Annotated in this window: 15 protein-coding genes and 1 tRNA gene; 12 read left to right on the top strand and 4 right to left on the bottom strand. The window is 70.9% G+C overall.

Annotated elements, in window-relative coordinates:
• Nucleotides 1-3 precede the first annotated feature (3 nt).
• Together DGO_RS11250 and DGO_RS11245 are read left to right on the top strand one after the other, a co-directional pair.
• Nucleotides 4-1,200 (top strand): alpha/beta hydrolase family protein, encoded by a 1,197-nt coding sequence (locus DGO_RS11250; protein ID WP_014685643.1) that lies wholly within the window; start codon nucleotides 4-6, stop codon nucleotides 1,198-1,200.
• Nucleotides 1,193-2,395, top strand: coding sequence for a thiolase family protein (locus DGO_RS11245; protein ID WP_014685642.1), 1,203 nt, complete (start codon nucleotides 1,193-1,195; stop codon nucleotides 2,393-2,395). The genes DGO_RS11250 and DGO_RS11245 overlap by 8 nt, the downstream gene beginning before the upstream one ends.
• A gap of 53 nt (nucleotides 2,396-2,448) precedes the next feature.
• Here DGO_RS11245 and DGO_RS11240 read toward each other — a convergent pair whose 3' ends face one another.
• Complete coding sequence (locus DGO_RS11240; protein ID WP_014685641.1) at nucleotides 2,449-3,264, bottom strand: WD40 repeat domain-containing protein; 816 nt, start codon at nucleotides 3,262-3,264, stop codon at nucleotides 2,449-2,451.
• Between the two features lie 73 nt (nucleotides 3,265-3,337).
• Nucleotides 3,338-4,222, bottom strand: coding sequence for an Ig-like domain-containing protein (locus DGO_RS11235; protein WP_014685640.1), 885 nt, complete (start codon nucleotides 4,220-4,222; stop codon nucleotides 3,338-3,340).
• A gap of 121 nt (nucleotides 4,223-4,343) precedes the next feature.
• On the opposite strand from DGO_RS11235, the gene DGO_RS11230 reads away from it, so the two are divergent.
• Nucleotides 4,344-5,549: a 23S rRNA (cytosine(2499)-C(5))-methyltransferase gene (locus DGO_RS11230; RefSeq protein ID WP_043802137.1), complete on the top strand. Its 1,206-nt coding sequence runs from the start codon at nucleotides 4,344-4,346 to the stop codon at nucleotides 5,547-5,549.
• Between the two features lie 25 nt (nucleotides 5,550-5,574).
• On the top strand, nucleotides 5,575-6,636 hold the full coding sequence (gene dinB / locus DGO_RS11225; RefSeq protein ID WP_014685638.1) for a DNA polymerase IV: 1,062 nt from the start codon (nucleotides 5,575-5,577) through the stop codon (nucleotides 6,634-6,636).
• Here the strand turns inward: dinB and DGO_RS11220 are convergent.
• Nucleotides 6,633-7,154 carry a DUF2721 domain-containing protein gene (locus DGO_RS11220; protein ID WP_014685637.1) on the bottom strand — a complete coding sequence of 174 codons (522 nt, stop codon included), beginning with the start codon at nucleotides 7,152-7,154 and terminating at the stop codon, nucleotides 6,633-6,635. The genes dinB and DGO_RS11220 overlap by 4 nt on opposite strands.
• A gap of 147 nt (nucleotides 7,155-7,301) precedes the next feature.
• On the opposite strand from DGO_RS11220, the gene DGO_RS11215 reads away from it, so the two are divergent.
• The 6 genes from DGO_RS11215 (at nucleotide 7,302) to DGO_RS23285 (ending at nucleotide 14,125) form a co-directional block, all read left to right on the top strand.
• Complete coding sequence (locus tag DGO_RS11215) at nucleotides 7,302-8,558, top strand: AI-2E family transporter (protein ID WP_169331011.1); 1,257 nt, start codon at nucleotides 7,302-7,304, stop codon at nucleotides 8,556-8,558.
• 79 nt (nucleotides 8,559-8,637) lie between these two features.
• A complete protein-coding gene (gene rlmN, locus DGO_RS11210) occupies nucleotides 8,638-9,684 on the top strand; it encodes a dual-specificity RNA methyltransferase RlmN (RefSeq protein WP_014685635.1) in 1,047 nt (348 codons plus the stop codon).
• Between the two features lie 130 nt (nucleotides 9,685-9,814).
• Entirely contained in the window at nucleotides 9,815-11,494 is a 1,680-nt protein-coding gene (locus DGO_RS11205; protein ID WP_050920791.1) for a tetratricopeptide repeat protein, read from the top strand.
• Entirely contained in the window at nucleotides 11,491-12,795 is a 1,305-nt protein-coding gene (locus tag DGO_RS11200; protein WP_083847280.1) for an SPOR domain-containing protein, read from the top strand. Before DGO_RS11205 ends, DGO_RS11200 begins: the two co-directional genes overlap by 4 nt.
• Nucleotides 12,796-12,800: 5 nt before the next feature.
• Nucleotides 12,801-13,511, top strand: coding sequence for a redox-sensing transcriptional repressor Rex (locus tag DGO_RS11195; RefSeq protein ID WP_014685632.1), 711 nt, complete (start codon nucleotides 12,801-12,803; stop codon nucleotides 13,509-13,511).
• A complete protein-coding gene (locus tag DGO_RS23285; protein ID WP_145975311.1) occupies nucleotides 13,508-14,125 on the top strand; it encodes a hypothetical protein in 618 nt (205 codons plus the stop codon). Before DGO_RS11195 ends, DGO_RS23285 begins: the two co-directional genes overlap by 4 nt.
• A 90-nt stretch (nucleotides 14,126-14,215) precedes the next feature.
• Here DGO_RS23285 and DGO_RS11190 read toward each other — a convergent pair.
• Nucleotides 14,216-14,291 (bottom strand) — tRNA-Ala (locus DGO_RS11190).
• A 134-nt stretch (nucleotides 14,292-14,425) separates the two neighbouring features.
• On the opposite strand from DGO_RS11190, the gene guaB reads away from it, so the two are divergent.
• Nucleotides 14,426-15,946 (top strand): IMP dehydrogenase, encoded by a 1,521-nt coding sequence (gene guaB / locus DGO_RS11185; RefSeq protein WP_169331010.1) that lies wholly within the window; start codon nucleotides 14,426-14,428, stop codon nucleotides 15,944-15,946.
• Nucleotides 15,947-15,959: 13 nt separating this feature from the next.
• Nucleotides 15,960-16,604, top strand: coding sequence for a PAQR family membrane homeostasis protein TrhA (gene trhA, locus DGO_RS11180; RefSeq protein ID WP_014685629.1), 645 nt, complete (start codon nucleotides 15,960-15,962; stop codon nucleotides 16,602-16,604).
• Nucleotides 16,605-16,609: the final 5 nt, after the last annotated feature.

Genomic DNA, 16,609 nt, shown 5'->3' with positions numbered 1-16,609 from the left:
CCCATGCCCAGAACGCCCTCCCTGCTTTCCCGCCTGCGCGCCGTGCCTCCGCGCCGCCTCGCCGGCTGGGCCGCGCTGGGCTACGCGGCGGCGATTCTCGCGGGGGCGCTGGTGGGCGCCGAGATCACCCTGCGCTCCAAGACCCGGCGCATCAAGGGCGAGTTCGTGCCGGTGGGGCGGCGGGGCGGTGACGTGTATCTGCCCGCCACGCCCGAGACGCTCTCGCGCGGGGTCATCGGCATCGTGCCGCTGCGCCCCAGCCGGGGCCACGCCCTGCTGGGGCCGCCGCAACTGCTGGGCACGCTGGTGCGCCGCCGCATCCTGGAGGAGCGGGGCGTGGTCCCCAACGGCTCGGTGGCCTGGGCCTCGACCTTCGTGTACAACGGCACGCCCGCGCAGCTCGGCCTTCCGTTCCAGAATTTCAAGGTGCCGACTGCGGTGGGGGAGATGCCCGCGTGGCATGTCCCGCCGGTCGGTGGCGAACGTGACGCCGTCGCCATCGTCATCCACGGGCACGGCGGGCAGCGGGCGCAGGCCCTGCGGATGCTGCCCGCGCTGAGACGCAGTGGGGTCGGCTCGGTGTTCGTGACCTTCCGCAACGCCTACGGCGCGCCGCGCGTCGGCCAGGGCTTCCACAGCCTGGGCGACCAGGAGGCCGAGGACGTGCTCGCGGCGCTGGAGTGGGCCGCGCGGGCGGGGTACAGGCGGGCGGTGCTGTACGGCTTCTCGATGGGCGGCAACATCGCCCTGTGCGCGGCCCAGCGTCCGGAGCGCGCGGCGCTGCCCCTGGCGGGCGTGCTGCTCGACTGCCCGGTCCTCGACTGGCGCGACGTGATCCGGGCCAACGGGCAGCGCTTCGGCATTCCTGGCTTCATGGCCGCGCACATCGGGCGCTTCGTGGAGTGGCTGGTCACGCGCCGCAGCGGCCAGGACTTCGATCTGGTGGACCAGTTGCGCGCCTCCCCGCGCTTTACCCTGCCCGTCATGCTGTGGCACGGCACCCGCGACCGCACAGTGCCGGTCGGGCAGGCCGACGCCCTGGCCGCCGCGCGCCCCGACCTCGTGGAGTACCGGCGGGTCGAGGGGGCCAAGCACATCCGCTGCTGGAACCTCGACCCTGGGGGCTACGACGCCCAACTCGAAACATTCATTCGCCGGGTGTTGCCCGGCGTACAAGTCCAAGGAGAACCCCATGCGTGACGCCGTTATCGTTTCCGCCGTTCGGACCCCGGTCGGCCGGGGTGTGAAGGGCACCCTCGCCAACACCCGCCCCGACGACCTCGCCGCCCTCGTGCTGAACGAGGCCGTCAAGCGCGCGGGCATCGACGCCGCCGAGGTCGAGGACGTGTACCTGGGCTGCGCGATTCCCGAGGCCGAACAGGGCCTGAACGTGGCCCGCATGGCCGCGCTGCGCGCCGGCATGCCCGACTCGGTGGGCGGCGTGACCGTCAACCGCTTCTGCTCCAGCGGGCTCCAGACCATCGCCATGGCGGCGGCGGCCATCCAGACCGGGCAGGCCGACGTGATGCTCGCGGGCGGCGTCGAGAGCATGAGCATGGTGCCCATGAGCGGCCACAACCCCAGCCCCAACCCCGAACTCGTGGACGAGCGCCCCGGCGCCTACATCGGCATGGGCCTGACGGCCGAAAACGTGGCCGCCAAGTACGGCGTCAGCCGCGCCGACCAGGACGCCTTCGCGCTGCGCAGCCACCAGCGGGCCGCCGCCGCGCAGGACGCGGGCCGCTTCAACGACGAGATCGTCCCCGTACCGGTGCGCGTGGACAAGCTGCGCGGCACCAAGCTCAAGTCCGAGACGGTCGAGTTCAGCCGGGACGAACTCATCCGCCGCGACGCCAATCTGGAAGACATGGCGAAGGTGCGCCCGGCCTTCAAGGCCACCGGCAGTGTCAGCGCAGCCAACTCCAGCCCCTTTTCCGACGGCGCGGCGGCCGTCCTGCTCATGAGCGCCGAGAAGGCGCAGGAACTGGGCGCCAAGCCCATCGCCAAATTCCTGGGCTTCGCGGTGGCGGGCGTGGAGCCCGAGCTGATGGGCATCGGCCCGGTCAAGGCGGTGCCCAAGGTGCTCAAGCAGGTCGGCCTGACGCTTGCCGATATTGACCTGATCGAGCTGAACGAGGCCTTCGCGGCCCAGAGCCTCGCCGTGGCGCGCGAACTGGGCTTCGACCAGGACAAGATGAACGTCAACGGCGGCGCCATCGCGCTGGGGCACCCGCTGGGCTGCTCGGGAGCCAAGCTGGCGACCACCGCCATCTACGAACTGCGGCGCCGGGGCGGCGGCAAGGCGCTGATCACCATGTGCATCGGCGGCGGCATGGGCGCGGCGGGCGTCATCGAGGTCTACGGCGAGGACGGCGCGGAGCAGGCCGCCGACTGAGCGGCGCCGGCACGGCAGGGGGAGCGCTTCTTCGGGGGCGCTGCCCCTGCCGCCTACCGGCCTGTCCGGGCGAAGATGCCGAGCTGGGCCGCCACCTGCTCGCTGGTGAACCGGCCCCGCACGTTCAGCAGACGGGCAGTGTCCACGTCGTATTCCGCTAGTCGGCCGTCAATGGACAGCACGAGAACCCGCCGGCCGTCGGGGGACAGCCGGGCGTCGTCGATGCCGACTCCGCCGGTCTGTAACGCTCCTGCCGGATAGGGTAGGCGGGAGAGGGTGGCCAGACGCGTGCCTGAACGTGCGTCCCAGACGGACACGTCACCCGTCTTTTTGTACGACCCGGAGCGGGCGAACACCATCCGCTGCCCATCCGCGCTGAACGACACCGAGCGGTCGTAGCCGGATTCGCGGGCGTAGCTCTCGCCGTCGCTGCGCGCGTCGCTGAGCTGGGCCACGGGGCGCAACGGGTCCAGCGTCCAGAAGGCCGGTTCGGCGTCCAGTGTCCCCGGCTCGCCGCGAAAATTGAGCAGCAGATGCCGGCTGTCAGGTGTGAAGTCGGCGTTCACGATATGCGGAAAGGGCGCGAGGAAGGTCCGGACCCGCTGGCCGGCAGCGACGTTCCAGAGCTGCACGTAGCCCTGCCCGTCGGCGATGTTGAGCAGCCACCGGTCGTCCGCGCTGAATTTGCTGGTGGTCACGGCCCCCAGGCCGGGGGTCGTCGCCTGGAACAGCAGGTCCGGGCCGCCGAAGACCTTCAGGATGGCCGGGCCGGACGGGATCGCCCTGGTCAGGTCGGCGCGGAGCTGGGCCGTGGCCGCGCACCACGACAGGGCCACGAGGACAGGCAGCAGGCGTATGGGCTGGAGCATGGCCCCAGGCCAAGCGGCGGCCCCCGGCGGATCGTCTGGCGAAAGGAGGACGCCGGGGCCGCCGCACTGGTGATTACGGAGCCGGGACCTCGGCCGAGAGCTGGCGCAGCGTCACCACGACCGGTTGCTGGGGTTGCTGCGTCGCGCGGTCGAGAATGGCCCCTGCACCGGAGAACACGGCCTGCCCGCCCTGCGAGTCCAGTTTCCCGTCACTGTCCGAAGCGCTCAGGTAGAGGGCCGTGGAGGCCGGATCGGCCGAGGCGGTCAGGGCCACGTCGAGAGTTCCAGCACCCAGCAGCGGCCCCAGACCCGCGTAGCCGCTCTGGGTGCCCGCCGCCGTGCGGTAGGTCCCGGTCGCCAGCGTGCGGCCCTGAGCCGCCGTCTCGCCGTTCAGGATCAGCGTGCCCTGGCCCACCACGTTGCCCATGAGGTCGGCGGCGCTCCAGCTCCACACGCCCTGATACAGGGTCTTGCCCGGCGTGGGCGAGGGAGAGGGAACCGGGGTGGTCGTGGGCGGGGCCACATACACGTTCAGGGCCGCGTTGCTCGAGCCGGCATTGCCCGCCGCGTCGTAGGCCCGGGCCGTGAAGCTCACGCTGCCGTTGTCGGCGCTGCTGACCGGCAGGCTGGCGGTATAGGGCGCGTCGGTGTCGGTCGAGATCAGCGCCCCGCCCCGGTAGAACTCGACCCGGCTCACGCCGACGTTGTCGCTGGTGGCGGCACTGAGGTTCACGGCTGCGCCGTCCTGCACAGCGCTGAGGGTCACGGTCGGGGGGGTGGAGTCGCCCGGGGTCGGCGTCGGCGTGGGGGTCGGGGTGGTGCTCGGCGGCGTGGTCGTCCCGGTGCCGCTTTGCGGGGCGCTCGGCGCGCTGCCGCAGGCAGCCAGCAGGAGGGCCAGACTCAGGGCGGCCAGACTCGGGACAGCCGGTCTGAGGGCGGGCAGGGCCAGGGCGCTCATACGGGCACTGTACGCGGCCCGGTCTGACGGCATTGTCTCTTTCCGGGCGCCGCTTGTCGGATTTTGCCCATTGTCGCGGCCGGGTCATCCCCTTCATGCGCGCTGCGCTACGCTGGGGGGTATGTCTGGTGTTTCCGCCGCCTCCTTGCCCCGCCTGCGCCTGCGCGTGACCCCCGCCGCCGAGGCGCACATCCGCGCCGGGCATCCCTGGGTGTACGAGTCGAGCGTGCGTGACCAGAACCGCCCCGGCGAGGCCGGCGAACTGGCCGTGATTTACGACCGCCGCGACCGCTTCCTGGCCATCGGCCTGTACGACCCGGCCTCGCCGCTGCGGGTGCGGGTGCTGCACGCCGGGCTGCCGGCCACCCTCGATCCGGCGTGGTGGGCACACCGCCTGGATACGCCGCTACAGCGCCGCGCGCCGCTGTTCGCCCCCGACACGGACGGCTACCGTCTCATCAACGGCGAGTCGGACGGCTGGCCGGGCCTGGTCCTCGACCGCTACGCCGACACGCTGGTCGTCAAGCTGTACACGGCGGCGTGGTTCCCGCACCTCGCGCTCGTCCTCGAACTGCTCACGGCGCGCTTTCCGGGCTTCCGGGTCGTCGCCCGCCTGAGCCGCAACATCCAGGACGCGGCCGCTGGCATCGGCCTGCACGACGGCCAGACCCTGCTGGGCCGCGCCCCCGACGGGCCGGTGGTCTTCCGCGAGTCGGGGCTGGCCTTCGAGGCCGACGTGGTGCAGGGCCAGAAGACCGGCTTCTTCCTCGACCAGCGCGAGAACCGCCGCCGGGTGGAGGGCTTCTCGGCCGGGCGGCGGGTGCTCAACGCCTTTTCCTTTACCGGGGGCTTCTCGCTGTACGCGGCGCGGGGCGGGGCGCGCGAGGTGGTCAGCCTCGACATCAGCGCGCACGCCCTGGACGGCGCCCGGCGCAACTTCGCCCTCAATCCGCGCCTGACCACCCCGCACGAGACGGTGCAGGCCGACGTGTTCGACTGGCTGCGCGAGACGCGGCGCGAGTTCGACCTCATCGTCCTCGACCCGCCCTCGCTGGCCCGCCGCGAGAGCGAGCGTGAGGGGGCCATCCGGGCTTACGGCAAGCTGGCGACCGACGGCCTCGCCCGCCTGAGCCGGGGCGGCGTGCTGGTGAGCGCCTCGTGCAGCGCGCATGTCAGCGCCGACGAGTTCTTCGGGGCCGTGCGCACCGCCGTGCGCCGCACCGGCCGCGCCGCGAAGGAACTGCGCACCAGCCGCCACGCCCCCGACCACCACGCCGCCTTCCCCGAGGCCGAGTACCTCAAGGCGATCTTCCTGCAGGTGGACTAGGCGGCGTCCGGTCCGTCTGCGCGCCATGACCCGCAAGATCATTCACGTCGATATGGACGCCTTCTACGCCTCGGTCGAGCAGCGCGACGACCCGGCGCTGCGCGGCGTGCCGCTGGCGGTGGCGTGGGGCGGCAAGCGCAGCGTGGTCCTCACGGCGAGCTACGAGGCGCGGCCCTTCGGCGTGCGCAGCGCTATGCCCCTGCACTGGGCGCTGGAACGCTGTCCGGGGCTGCGGGTCGTGCCGCCGCGCTTCGACGCCTACCGCGCCGTGAGCGCCGACCTTCAGGCCATCTTCCGGTCGTACACGCCGCTCGTCGAGCCGCTCTCGCTCGACGAGGCGTACCTGGACGTGACCGAGCCCCTGCGCGGCGGTCCCAGCGCCACGCGCATCGCCCAGGGCCTGCGCGCCGAGATCCGCTCTGTCACGGGCCTGAGCGCCACGGCCGGCGTCAGCGTGAACAAGTTTCTCGCCAAGCTCGCCAGCGGCCTGCACAAACCCGACGCCCTGACCGTGCTGCTGCCCGGGCAGGCGCAGACGCTGCTGCCCACGCTGCCGGTCGCGGCCTTTCACGGCATCGGGCCGGCGACGGCCGCGCGGCTGGCGGCCCAGGGCATCCATACCGGGGCCGACCTGCGCGCGGCGTCGCCGGAGCGGCTCGCGCGGCTGTTCGGCAAGCAGGGCGAGCATTTCTGGCGCGTCGCCCACGGCGAGGACGACCGGCCCGTGCAGCCGGGGCGCGCCCACCAGAGCATCGGCGCCGAAACGACCTTCGCGGACGACCTGCGCGCGCCCGATGAGGTCGTGCGCGCGCTGGGCGAACTGGCCCCCACCGTCGAGGGCCGCCTGCACGCGGCCGGTCTGGCGGCCCGCACCGTGATTCTCAAGCTGCGCTTCGCCGACCGCGCAGTCCTGACCCGCCGCCTCACGCTGACCTACCCGGTGCAGGCCGCCGCCGACCTGCACGCCTGCGCGGCCCGGCTGGTCACGCCCGGCCTGTTCGCGGGGCGTGAGGTGCGCCTCGTGGGCCTGACCGCCGCCGGTCTGGGGCCGCCCATGGCCGCGCCGCCGGGGCTGTTCGCGCCCTAGCGCCCGACTTCCTGCCCGCCCCGGCGGACCTGTTCGGCGTAGTGGCCTCCCAGATCTTCCAGAAACCGCATCTCGCGGCGGGTGGTCTGGCTGCTCAGGGTGGACTCGAAACTCAGGAGCAGCGCCCCGTAGGCCAGCATGGACGCGCCCACGACCGACAGGATCACCGGCAGCGCGCCGGTTCGCAGGTCGCTCAGGCCCTGCGCGCCGATGAGGATGCTCGTGCCGACCAGCAGCGCCACCGACAGGTAGAAGGCCTGCATGGCCCGGTGCAGGTAGCGGGTGCGGCGGGTCAGGCGCGGCAGCTGTTCGAGAATGAGGCGTTTTTCCTCGGCGGCCAGGGGTTCGGTCTGGCCCTGCGGCCCCATCAGCAGCTTGAACCGGGTGGTGAGGTTGCGCACGCGGTCGGTGCTGCGGCCCAGGCGGTTGCTGGTGCTCAGGAGCAGCGTGCCCGCCCCGCTGATGAGCACGGCGGGCGTGATCATCGCCGTCAGGACAGAGAAGACGGGGTCGGCCATGGGCCCAGGCTATGCCCCCCGGCGCGGTCCGGCCCCCGCCTTGTCTTGGGGAATGCTCTGCACGCGCCGGAAGGGCAAACGGCGAGCCGGCGCGTAAGCTTGGGCCTGGCCCGACGCCCCGGGCCCGAGTCCCAGAGGAGAACGCCCGTGAACGCCAAGCCCCTGCCCCCCAACCGTACCGTGCCGCAGTACCTGGCCCTGCTGTGGAACCGGCCCTATATCCGGCTGCCTTTCTATCTGGCCCTGCTGTGGCTGGCCTGGTCGCTGCTGGGCCGCATGTCCAACGTGGTCGCCGTGATCGGCATGGCCTACGGCCTGTCGTATCTGGTCAACCCCCTGCTGACCTGGCTCCAGAAGCGGGGCCTGGGGCGGCCCTGGGGCACCCTGCTGCTCGTGCTGCTGTTCCTGGGGGTCATGGGGGTGCTGTTCTGGACCCTGGCCTCGCAGATCAGCGCCTTCATCTCGGGCCTGCCGGTGCTGCTCAACCGCCTGCCCTCGCTGCTCGAAAAGGCCTTCAAGGACCACAGCGAGGTGCCCGGCATCGCCCAGATGCAGGGCCGCCTCACCGAGTACGTACGCAACCAGGTGGCCGAGATCAACAGCAACGTCGGGCCGATCCTGGCCGGGGCGCTCAACCCCAACTCGGACATCTTCAGCCGGGTGGGCCGCTTCCTGGGCTGGCTGGGACAGGGCGTGATCGTCCTGACGCTGGGTGTGTTCTTCATGCTCGACCACGCGCGGCCGGGGCGTATGCTCCTGGGGCTGCTGCCGCGCCACTGGCAGCCTACCGCCAAGCAGCTTTCCGACGACGTGAGCCGGTCCTTCGGCACCTACCTGCGCGGGCAGCTGCTCACCTCGCTGGCGACGGCGGTCGTGGCGGCGCTGGGGCTGCTGCTGCTCAACGTGCCCAATGCGCTGGCGCTGGGGCTGCTCACCGGCCTGCTCAACCTCGTGCCGGCAGTCGGCATGGTGCTGGCGGCCGTCCCGGTGATCCTTCAGGCGTTGCCGCAGGGCAGCACCACCGTCCTGCTGGTGTGCGGACTGTACTTCATCCTCAACCAGCTCGCCTGGAACGTCATCGCCCCGACCATCATGGGCCGGACCTCGACCCTCAAGCCCGCCGGGATCCTGGTCGCGGTCCTGACCGGGGCCACCCTGGCCGGGTTCCTGGGGGCCTTCCTGGCGATTCCGGCCGCCCTGCTGCTGCAGCTGTGGGTGTCGCGCTACTGGCTGGGCAGCCCCGCCCAGCGCGGCGCGCGCCCCGCCCCCGCCGAACCCGACCACTTCTGGCCGGCGGACGAACCCCCGGACGATACGGAGACGAAGGCGGAAAATGACCGTGACCGGCCGTCCGGCGACCGGGCAGACCCGGCGAGCGATCAGGCCCCGTCGCTGCGCCGCTAGGGGCCGGGGCCGGGGGCCGCGCCGCGCAAACGTGCGCGGCCTCTCGCCCGACCACCCGGCCGCGCCCTATACTGGCCGGATGCGCCTGCTCCTTGACCTGCACCCCGACGACTATCCGCTGGAGGGCTACCGGCGACGGCAGCTCCTGGACTGGGTGTTCGGGCAAGGCGTCGGCAGCTTCGCGGCGATGGCGAACCTGCCGGCCGAGCTGCGCGCCGAGCTGGAACGGGACTATCTCCTGAATCCCTTCCGCGAGATCGAGACGGTCCGCAGTACCGACGGCAGTGTCAAGTACCTGTTCACGTTGCAGGACGGCCGTCAGATGGAGGCGGTCTACATGCCCTACCTCGACCGCAAGACCATCTGCGTCTCGACGATGGTGGGCTGCCCGGCCAAGTGCGCCTTCTGCGCGACCGGGGCGATGGGCTTCGGGCGCAACCTGACCCCCGGCGAGGTCGTGGGCCAGATCCTGGCGGTGGCGGGCGGCGAGGGCCTCGCGCCGCGCGAACTGCGCAACCTGGTGTTCATGGGCATGGGCGAGCCGCTGCTGAACTACGAGCACACCATGAACGCCGCGCGCATCCTGCTGCACCCCCTGGCCCTGGGCATGAGCAAGCGCCGCATCACCCTCAGCACGGTGGGCCTCGCCAAGGGTATCCGGCGGCTGGCGGCCGAGGACGACCTGGGCCTCAAGCTGGCGATCAGCCTGCATGCCCCCGACGAGGAGACCCGCCAGCGCATCATTCCGACCGGCGCGGCCAACGGCATCAGCGAGATCATGGCGGCGGCGCGCGAGTACCAGGCCGTCACGGGCCGGCGGCTCACCTTCGAGTACTCGATGCTGCGCGGCGTGAACGACCACCCCTGGCAGGCGGAGCTGCTGGCCGACCTGCTGAGCGGGCTGGTCAGCCACGTCAACCTCATTCCCATGAACCCCTGGGACGGCAGCGGCTTCGAGAGCAGCACCGAGGCCGAGATCCAGGCCTTCTACGACGCGCTCGAAGCGCGCGGGGTGGACGTGAGCGTGCGCCGGTCGCGCGGCAAGGACGCCGGGGCGGCATGCGGGCAGCTGGCCCTCAAGCGTCCCAACGCGGCGCGCGGCGAGGCGCGCTTCGGCGCCGCCTGAGCCGGTGGCGGAGCAGGTGTCCGGACCCGGAAAACGCCGGCTGGGCGAGCCCGCAGGCGGCGTCAGGAACATGCAAGACCGGCTGACCTAGGCTGGGACGAGACGTCCCTACCCTCCGGAGGCCCCCGACATGCAATCCGTTTCCAGAATCCCTGTCCGCCTCGCCGCGCTGCTGAGCGTGGCCCTCGCCTGCGGCCCGGCCTCGGCCCAGTCCCTGGTCGAGACGGTCACGACCACCAGCATCCAGAACACGCTGAACACTTCGGCCCTGCCCGGCACGCTCGCCGTGCCTGCCATCCCGCAGGCCCAGCAGGAACAGTCCGTACAGGGGCAGGCGGCGACCACATCGGCGCAGACCTCGGCGCAGGCGACGCCGGCAACTTCCACCGCCGCTGGCACCCCGGCCGTCACCGTCACGCCCCTGAGCGCCGCGCAGCAGACCGCCCTCACGTCGGCACAGAGCGACTTCACGGCCGGGCGCTACGCCCAGGCGCGTGCGGGCTTCGAGGCGCTCGTGGCGCAGAACTACAGCAACCCCGCGCCGCACTTCGGCCTCGCGCTGACATTGCTGGCGCAGAAGGACGACAAGGGCGCGGCCTTCGAGTTCACGCAGTTCCAGGTGCTGTCGCCGGCCAGTTACGAGGGCCCCTACAACCTCGGGGTGCTCGCCAGCCGGGCGGGGCGCTTCGACGACGCCCTGAAGTTCTACCAGGACGCCGCTGCGCTGGCCCGCACCGCGAACAACGCGCAGGCGCAGGCCCTCGCCCTGGAGGCGGTGGCGGGCGAGCAGACCCGGCGCGCCGATTTCGCGTCCCTGAGCACCACCCTGACCGACCTCGCCGCCCTGCAACCCGGAAACGGCGACGTGCAGTTCCGGCTGGCGCAGGCGCGCACCCTGGCCGGCCAGGGGGTCGCGGCGCTGCCGGGCCTGTACGCCCTGCTGCAACGCGAGCCGGGCCGGGTGGACGCGGCCTCGCTGCTGGCCGACATCTACGTGGCTCAGGGCCTGCCCGAACGCGCGCTGCGCGAACTGGGCGCCGCCGTAGGCCGGGTCGCCAACGGCACGGCCCGCTCGGCGCTGCTGCTGCAACAGGCGGGCATCCTGGCGACCACGGGCGACCTGCGCGCGGCCATCTTCGCGGCCCGCGACGCCCGCACCGCCGACACGCGCAACGTGGCCGCCTATGTGCGCGAGGGCCAGCTGCGCCTCCAGAACAAGGACCGCGCCGGGGCGCTGAGCGCCTATCAGGCGGCGGTGCAGCTCGCCCCCAAGGACGCGGCCGCGCGCACCAGCCTCGCCGCGCTGCGCCTGGACCTGGGCCAGACGGCGCAGGCCACGCAGGACGCCGCACTGGCCCTGACCCTCAGCCCCGATACGGCCACACGCGCCCGCGCCCAGTTCGTGCAGGGGGTGGGCCTGTACCGCCAGGGGCAGTATGCCCGCGCCCGCACCCTGCTGGCCTCCAGCGCCGCAGCCACCCCCAGCGCCGAGACCTCGCTGTGGCTGGGCCTGAGCAGCTACGCCCTGAAGGACTACAAGGGCGCCGTGAGCGCCCTCCAGGCCAGCGTGCAGGCGTCTCCCTCGGCCGAGGCCCGGCGCAACCTCGCCTCGGCGCTGCTGGCCGACGCCCGCTACACTGAGGCCGAGGCCGTCGCGCGCGGTCTGGTCACCGACAGCCCCAAGGACGCCGAGGCGTGGTATCTGCTCGGCCTTTCTCAGCGTTCTCAGCGCCGTGACGGGGAGGCACGGCAGTCCCTGCGCACGGCGGCGAATCTTGGTAATGTCCGGGCCAGGGAGGCCCTGAAATGACCAGACTCAAAGCCCGTTCCGGTGGCCCGCGCCGCTGGCCTGACATGATGATCGGCGTGCTCGTGCTCGCGCTGCTGGGCGGATTCGGCGCCCTGCTCCTCGAGCAGCGGCCCCGGCCCGTGGCCCAGGTTCCGGTGACGGCCGAGCCGTCGACCACCGTCGTAATTCCCGCTTCGCCCGGCACCGTCTCCGAAGTGCCTACGCCCCAGACCACCACGACCCCCCAGACGACCTCGAACCAGACCACCGGTCAGACGACTGCGCAGACAGGAACGGATCAGTCGGGCCAGACTACGACCGGCCAGACCCAGACCGCGCAGACCCAGACGGCCCAGACGCAGACGGACCCGTCCTCGGCCACCCCGGCCCAGACCCAGACGGCGCCGAGCACCCAGACCGCGACGCAGCCGCAGACTTCCACGGCGACGGATCAGTCGGGCCAGACCACGACCGGCCAGGGTGCGGCGGGCCAGACCGCCACCGGCCAGACGGCGACGACCGTCCCCCAGACGACCGACAACGGCACGGCCGCCGCCACCGAGATCCCCCCGGTGCCCGCCACGCCGCCCGTGGGGCCGCTGACCACGCTGCCTCTGCCCGAGAACGCCCAGCCGGTGCAGCCCTCCGTGAGCACCGAGACCGCCCAGCCTCAGACCCAGACCAGCGTCGCGCCCCGGGCGGGCGGGGCTGTGGCCGCCAGTGCCCAGCGCACGCCGCTGCGCAGCGATTACCGCATCAGCCTGGGCAGCTTCAGCAGCGAGCGCACGGTGCGCACCCAGACGGCCGGTGTGTCGGGGCTGGGCTACACGGTGTACCCCATCGACATCGGCAGCGGGTACGTCGCGCAGGTCGGCCCCTTCGCCGACGAGGCGACGGCGCGTCAGGCCCTGGCCGACATCCAGCGGGCCGCCCCCGGCGCGCTGCTCTACCGTCCCCGCGAGCGCGCCGCCCAGACCGAGGCCGACCGCGTGAGCACTCCGGCGACGGACGGCGACACGTCGGCCCAGGCGGCCCCGGACAGTCAGGGCGCGGCGCAGGCGTCCAGTCAGGAGACGGCCACGCCCGCCACGCAGGAGGCGGCCCCCAGCGGCCCGCGCTATCTCCAGGTCGGGGCCTTCGACCGCGAGGAAAGCGCCCAGCGCCTCGTCGGGATGCTGCGCGACGCCGGCTTCGCCCCCACCGTGAGCGCGCCGCCCGAGGGCAAGGTGACGGTGCTGGTCGGGCCGTACAGCGGCGACGCCCTGCTGCGCGCCGAGGGCCGCCTCGACAGCGCGGGGATGGACCACTTCCGTGTACGTTAAGGTGCATGGCAGACATTCCGACTGCGGCGATTAGCCGCCTGGTGACCTACCTGCGCATTCTGGAAACCCTGGAAGCGCAGGAGATCGACCGAACGAGCAGCAGTGACCTCGCCGAACGCGCGGGTGTCACTGCTTTTCAGGTACGCAAGGATCTCGCCTATTTCGGGCGTTTCGGGACGCGCGGCATGGGATACACCGTACCGCTCCTCAAGCGCGAACTCGTGCGCGTGCTGGGCCTCAATCAGACCTGGAACGTGGTGATCGTGGGGATGGGCCGGCTGGGTCAGGCCATCGCCAACTACCCCGGGGCCAGCGATTACCGCTTCCAGTACGTGGGGCTGTTCGACGTGGCCCCCGAGCTCATGGGCCGCGAGGTGCGGGGCCTGAACATCCGGCATATGGATACGCTCCGGGACTTCGTGGCTGCCCAGGCCCAGGGGCAGCAGCGGGTGGACATGGGTTTCGTGGCGGTGCCGCCCGACCGCGCGCAGGACGCGGCGCAGGCCCTGGTCGATGCGGGGGTGCGCGGCATCCTGAATTTCGCCCCCATCGTCCTTCAGCCCCGCACCTCAGAGATGAGCGGTCAGCAAGAAATTGGTGATGAGTGGCGTGGTGTGATTGTGGAGAACGTGGACTTTCTGGCCGGGATGAAACGCCTGGCGTTCTACATCCTCAATCCCCATCTCAGAGTCACCGACACGGAGGAGAACGAATGAAGAAAATCGCTTTGCTGGCGCTGATTCCGGCGCTGGTCGGCCTGAGCGGCTGCGGAACGATCGGAGGAAGTAGCCGGATCGATATCGGTGTGAGTTCGTCGGACGCGGGCTCTCAAGTCACCGTGACCAAAATAGTCACGAGTGAAAAGCGTGACACGAATGGGGCTATTACTACTCCAGCCTCGGTTGCCTACAGCGCCAGTACAGCAGGTCCTGCCACCTTCGTGTTTACTTCCCGTCCCGGCTCCGATGCTGCTTACATCACCGGCTACCGCATCACGCGGTACGAAGTGAACGGCCGAGAGGTTGCTCTGCCCGCCGAAAATACCGGAATGAATGTCTATATCACCTCCGGATACCAGTGTGACGAGCGCACCTCCAATTTTTCATGTCCTGTCAATGGCACAAACGTTACGGGGGCAAACGGATTACCTAGCTCCACCGTCAGTATCAATCTGGCTGGTTCTCTGATCAATCTGGCAACTACAACGGAAGCCAGTGCTTATAGCTCGGCAGATCTCGAATTCTTAGGCCATAGTAGTAATGGCGCGCCCGTGACTATACCGGTCAAGGGTGTAAATAGCGAAGCCTATTTTGCTGTAGTCAACAACTGAACTGGGCGTAGGATCATAAAGAATCCTACGCTCAGTTCACCTCGATCATCCAAGACAAAACCCTCCACCACGGTGGAGGGTTTCTTAGATTGGTGGAGTCGAGGGGGATCGAACCCCTGACCTCGTCATTGCGAACGACGCGCTCTCCCAGCTGAGCTACGACCCCATTCACGTTCCCAGCCTTTCGGCGGGCGAGCAGAAATCTAGCATGGTGCGTGCGGACACGCAAGACCCGGACCGGGCAGCCAAGCGGGACGCGCGGCCCAGTCGGGGGCCTGCGCAGGGGCTAAACTCGGGTGCATGACCGTCTCTTCCCCGACCATGCCGGTGCCGCGCACCGACCACGACCAGGCGCAACAGGACCGTTACGGCTACAAGTTCGGCCAGGAAGGCATCACCTTCGACGACGTGCTGCTGCAACCCCGGCACTCGCAGGTGCTGCCGCACGAGGTGAGCATCGAGACCCAGCTCACCCGCCGCGTGCGTCTGAACGTGCCCTTCGTGTCGGCAGCGATGGATACCGTCACCGAGACCAAGATGGCCGTGGCGATGGCGCGCGAGGGCGGGATCGGCGTGATCCACAAGAACATGCCGGTGGACGCCCAGGCCGAGATGGTCCGCAAGGTCAAGCGCAGCGAGAGCGGCATGATCGTGGACCCCATCACGCTGCCGCCCCACGCCACGGTGGCCGAGGCCGACCGCCTGATGGGCGAGTACCGCATCAGCGGCGTGCCGATCACCGACCCGCAGGGCAAGCTGCTGGGCATCATCACCAACCGCGACATGCGCTTCATCGACGACCAGTCCGTGCCGGTAGAAGGCGTGATGACCCGTGAGCACCTCGTGACCGTGCCGGTGGGCACCACGCTCGACGAGGCGCAGGAGATCTTCAAGCGCCACCGCATCGAGAAGCTGCTGGTGACCGATGTGGACGGCTTCCTGCGTGGCCTGATCACCATCAAGGACCTCTCCAAGCGCATCAAGTACCCGCGCGCCGCCAAGGACGCCCTGGGCCGCCTGCGTGTGGCCGCCGCCATCGGCGTGTCGGCCGACCTGATGGACCGTGCCGGGGCGCTCGTCGCGGCAGGGGCCGACGTGCTCGTGCTCGACTCGGCGCACGGCCACAGCCAGGGCATCCTCCAGGCGCTGAGCCGGGTCAAGGAAGCTTTCGACGTGGACGTGATCGCGGGCAACGTGGCGACGCGGGCCGGGGCGCGCGACCTGATCCTGGCGGGCGCGGACGCCGTGAAGGTGGGCATCGGGCCGGGCAGCATCTGCACGACGCGCGTGGTGACGGGCGTGGGCGTGCCGCAGATCACGGCGATTTTCGAGGCGAGCGCCGCCGCGATGGAGGCGGGCATTCCGGTGGTCGCCGACGGCGGCATCAAGCAGACGGGCGACGTGCCCAAGGCCATCGCGGCGGGCGCCAGCGTGGTCATGATGGGCAGCATGCTGGCCGGCACCGACGAGGCCCCCGGCGAGACCATCCTGCGCGACGGCCGCCGCTACAAGTCCTACCGGGGTATGGGCAGCCTGGGCGCGATGGACCAGGGCAGCGCCGACCGCTACTTTCAGGGGGGCAGCCGCAAGTTCGTGCCCGAGGGCATCGAGGGCATCGTGGCCTACAAGGGCACGGCCGGCGAGGTGCTGTACCAGTTCGCGGGCGGCCTGCGCAGCTCGATGGGCTACTGCGGCGCGCCGGACCTGACGACCCTGCGCGACACGGCCCAGTTCGTACGCATCACGGGGGCGAGCCTCATCGAGAGCCACCCGCACGGCGTGACGATCACCAAGGAAGCCCCCAACTACGGCGGGCGCTGAGCGGCCCAGGTCCATGCGCCGCCTCCTGAGCGCCCCGCGCGAGCCGGTCAACGCCCTGACCCACTGGGGCGGGGTGGCCGGCGCGCTGCTCGTGCTGGGGCCGCTGCTGGGCTGGGCCTCGGCGCGGGGGCTGGCGCTGTGGCCCTTCATCGTGTTCGGGGTGAGCATGGCGCTGCTGTACGGCGCGTCGGCCAGCTACCACTCGTTCCGGCCGGGCGACCGGGGGATGCTGTGGCTGCGCAAATTCGACCATGCGAGCATCTTCCTGCTCATCGCCGGGACGTACACGCCGATGGTGTATTTCGGTCTGAGCGGCGGCTGGCGCGTGGGCGTGCTGGCGCTGGTGTGGGGCGTGGCCCTGGCGGGTATCGCCCTGAAACTGCTGACGATGCGGCTGCCGCGTTGGGTCAGCACCGCGCTGTATCTGGCGCTGGGCTGGCTCTCGGTGGCGCTGCTACCCGCCTTCGTGCGGTCGCTGCCGGTGGGCGCAGTGATCTGGCTCGCGGTCGGGGGCGTGCTGTACACCGCCGGGGCCGTCGTCTACGGCACCAAACGCTGGAACCCGAAACCCGGTTTTTTCGGCTTCCACGAGATCTGGCACCTGTTCGTGCTGGGCGGCACGGCCGCGCACGTCGTCATGATGTTCAACCTGCGCTGAGGTCC

The sequence above is a fragment of the Deinococcus gobiensis I-0 genome (assembly GCF_000252445.1).
Lineage (GTDB): Bacteria > Deinococcota > Deinococci > Deinococcales > Deinococcaceae > Deinococcus > Deinococcus gobiensis.
The sequence above is the reverse complement of the archived record's forward strand: the minus strand, read 5'-3'. Positions and strand labels throughout refer to the sequence as shown.

Excerpts from the sequence above, each read along its gene's own strand:
- DGO_RS11250 (WP_014685643.1), top strand. The coding sequence starts at position 4 with ATGCCCAGAACGCCCTCCCTGCTTTCCCGCCTGCGCGCCGTGCCTCCG.
- DGO_RS11245 (WP_014685642.1), top strand. The coding sequence starts at position 1,193 with ATGCGTGACGCCGTTATCGTTTCCGCCGTTCGGACCCCGGTCGGCCGG.
- DGO_RS11240 (WP_014685641.1), bottom strand. The coding sequence starts at position 3,264 with ATGCTCCAGCCCATACGCCTGCTGCCTGTCCTCGTGGCCCTGTCGTGG.
- DGO_RS11235 (WP_014685640.1), bottom strand. The coding sequence starts at position 4,222 with ATGAGCGCCCTGGCCCTGCCCGCCCTCAGACCGGCTGTCCCGAGTCTG.
- DGO_RS11230 (WP_043802137.1), top strand. The coding sequence starts at position 4,344 with ATGTCTGGTGTTTCCGCCGCCTCCTTGCCCCGCCTGCGCCTGCGCGTG.
- dinB (WP_014685638.1), top strand. The coding sequence starts at position 5,575 with ATGACCCGCAAGATCATTCACGTCGATATGGACGCCTTCTACGCCTCG.
- DGO_RS11220 (WP_014685637.1), bottom strand. The coding sequence starts at position 7,154 with ATGGCCGACCCCGTCTTCTCTGTCCTGACGGCGATGATCACGCCCGCC.
- rlmN (WP_014685635.1), top strand. The coding sequence starts at position 8,638 with ATGCGCCTGCTCCTTGACCTGCACCCCGACGACTATCCGCTGGAGGGC.
- DGO_RS11205 (WP_050920791.1), top strand. The coding sequence starts at position 9,815 with ATGCAATCCGTTTCCAGAATCCCTGTCCGCCTCGCCGCGCTGCTGAGC.
- DGO_RS11200 (WP_083847280.1), top strand. The coding sequence starts at position 11,491 with ATGACCAGACTCAAAGCCCGTTCCGGTGGCCCGCGCCGCTGGCCTGAC.
- DGO_RS11195 (WP_014685632.1), top strand. The coding sequence starts at position 12,801 with ATGGCAGACATTCCGACTGCGGCGATTAGCCGCCTGGTGACCTACCTG.
- DGO_RS23285 (WP_145975311.1), top strand. The coding sequence starts at position 13,508 with ATGAAGAAAATCGCTTTGCTGGCGCTGATTCCGGCGCTGGTCGGCCTG.
- guaB (WP_169331010.1), top strand. The coding sequence starts at position 14,426 with ATGACCGTCTCTTCCCCGACCATGCCGGTGCCGCGCACCGACCACGAC.
- trhA (WP_014685629.1), top strand. The coding sequence starts at position 15,960 with ATGCGCCGCCTCCTGAGCGCCCCGCGCGAGCCGGTCAACGCCCTGACC.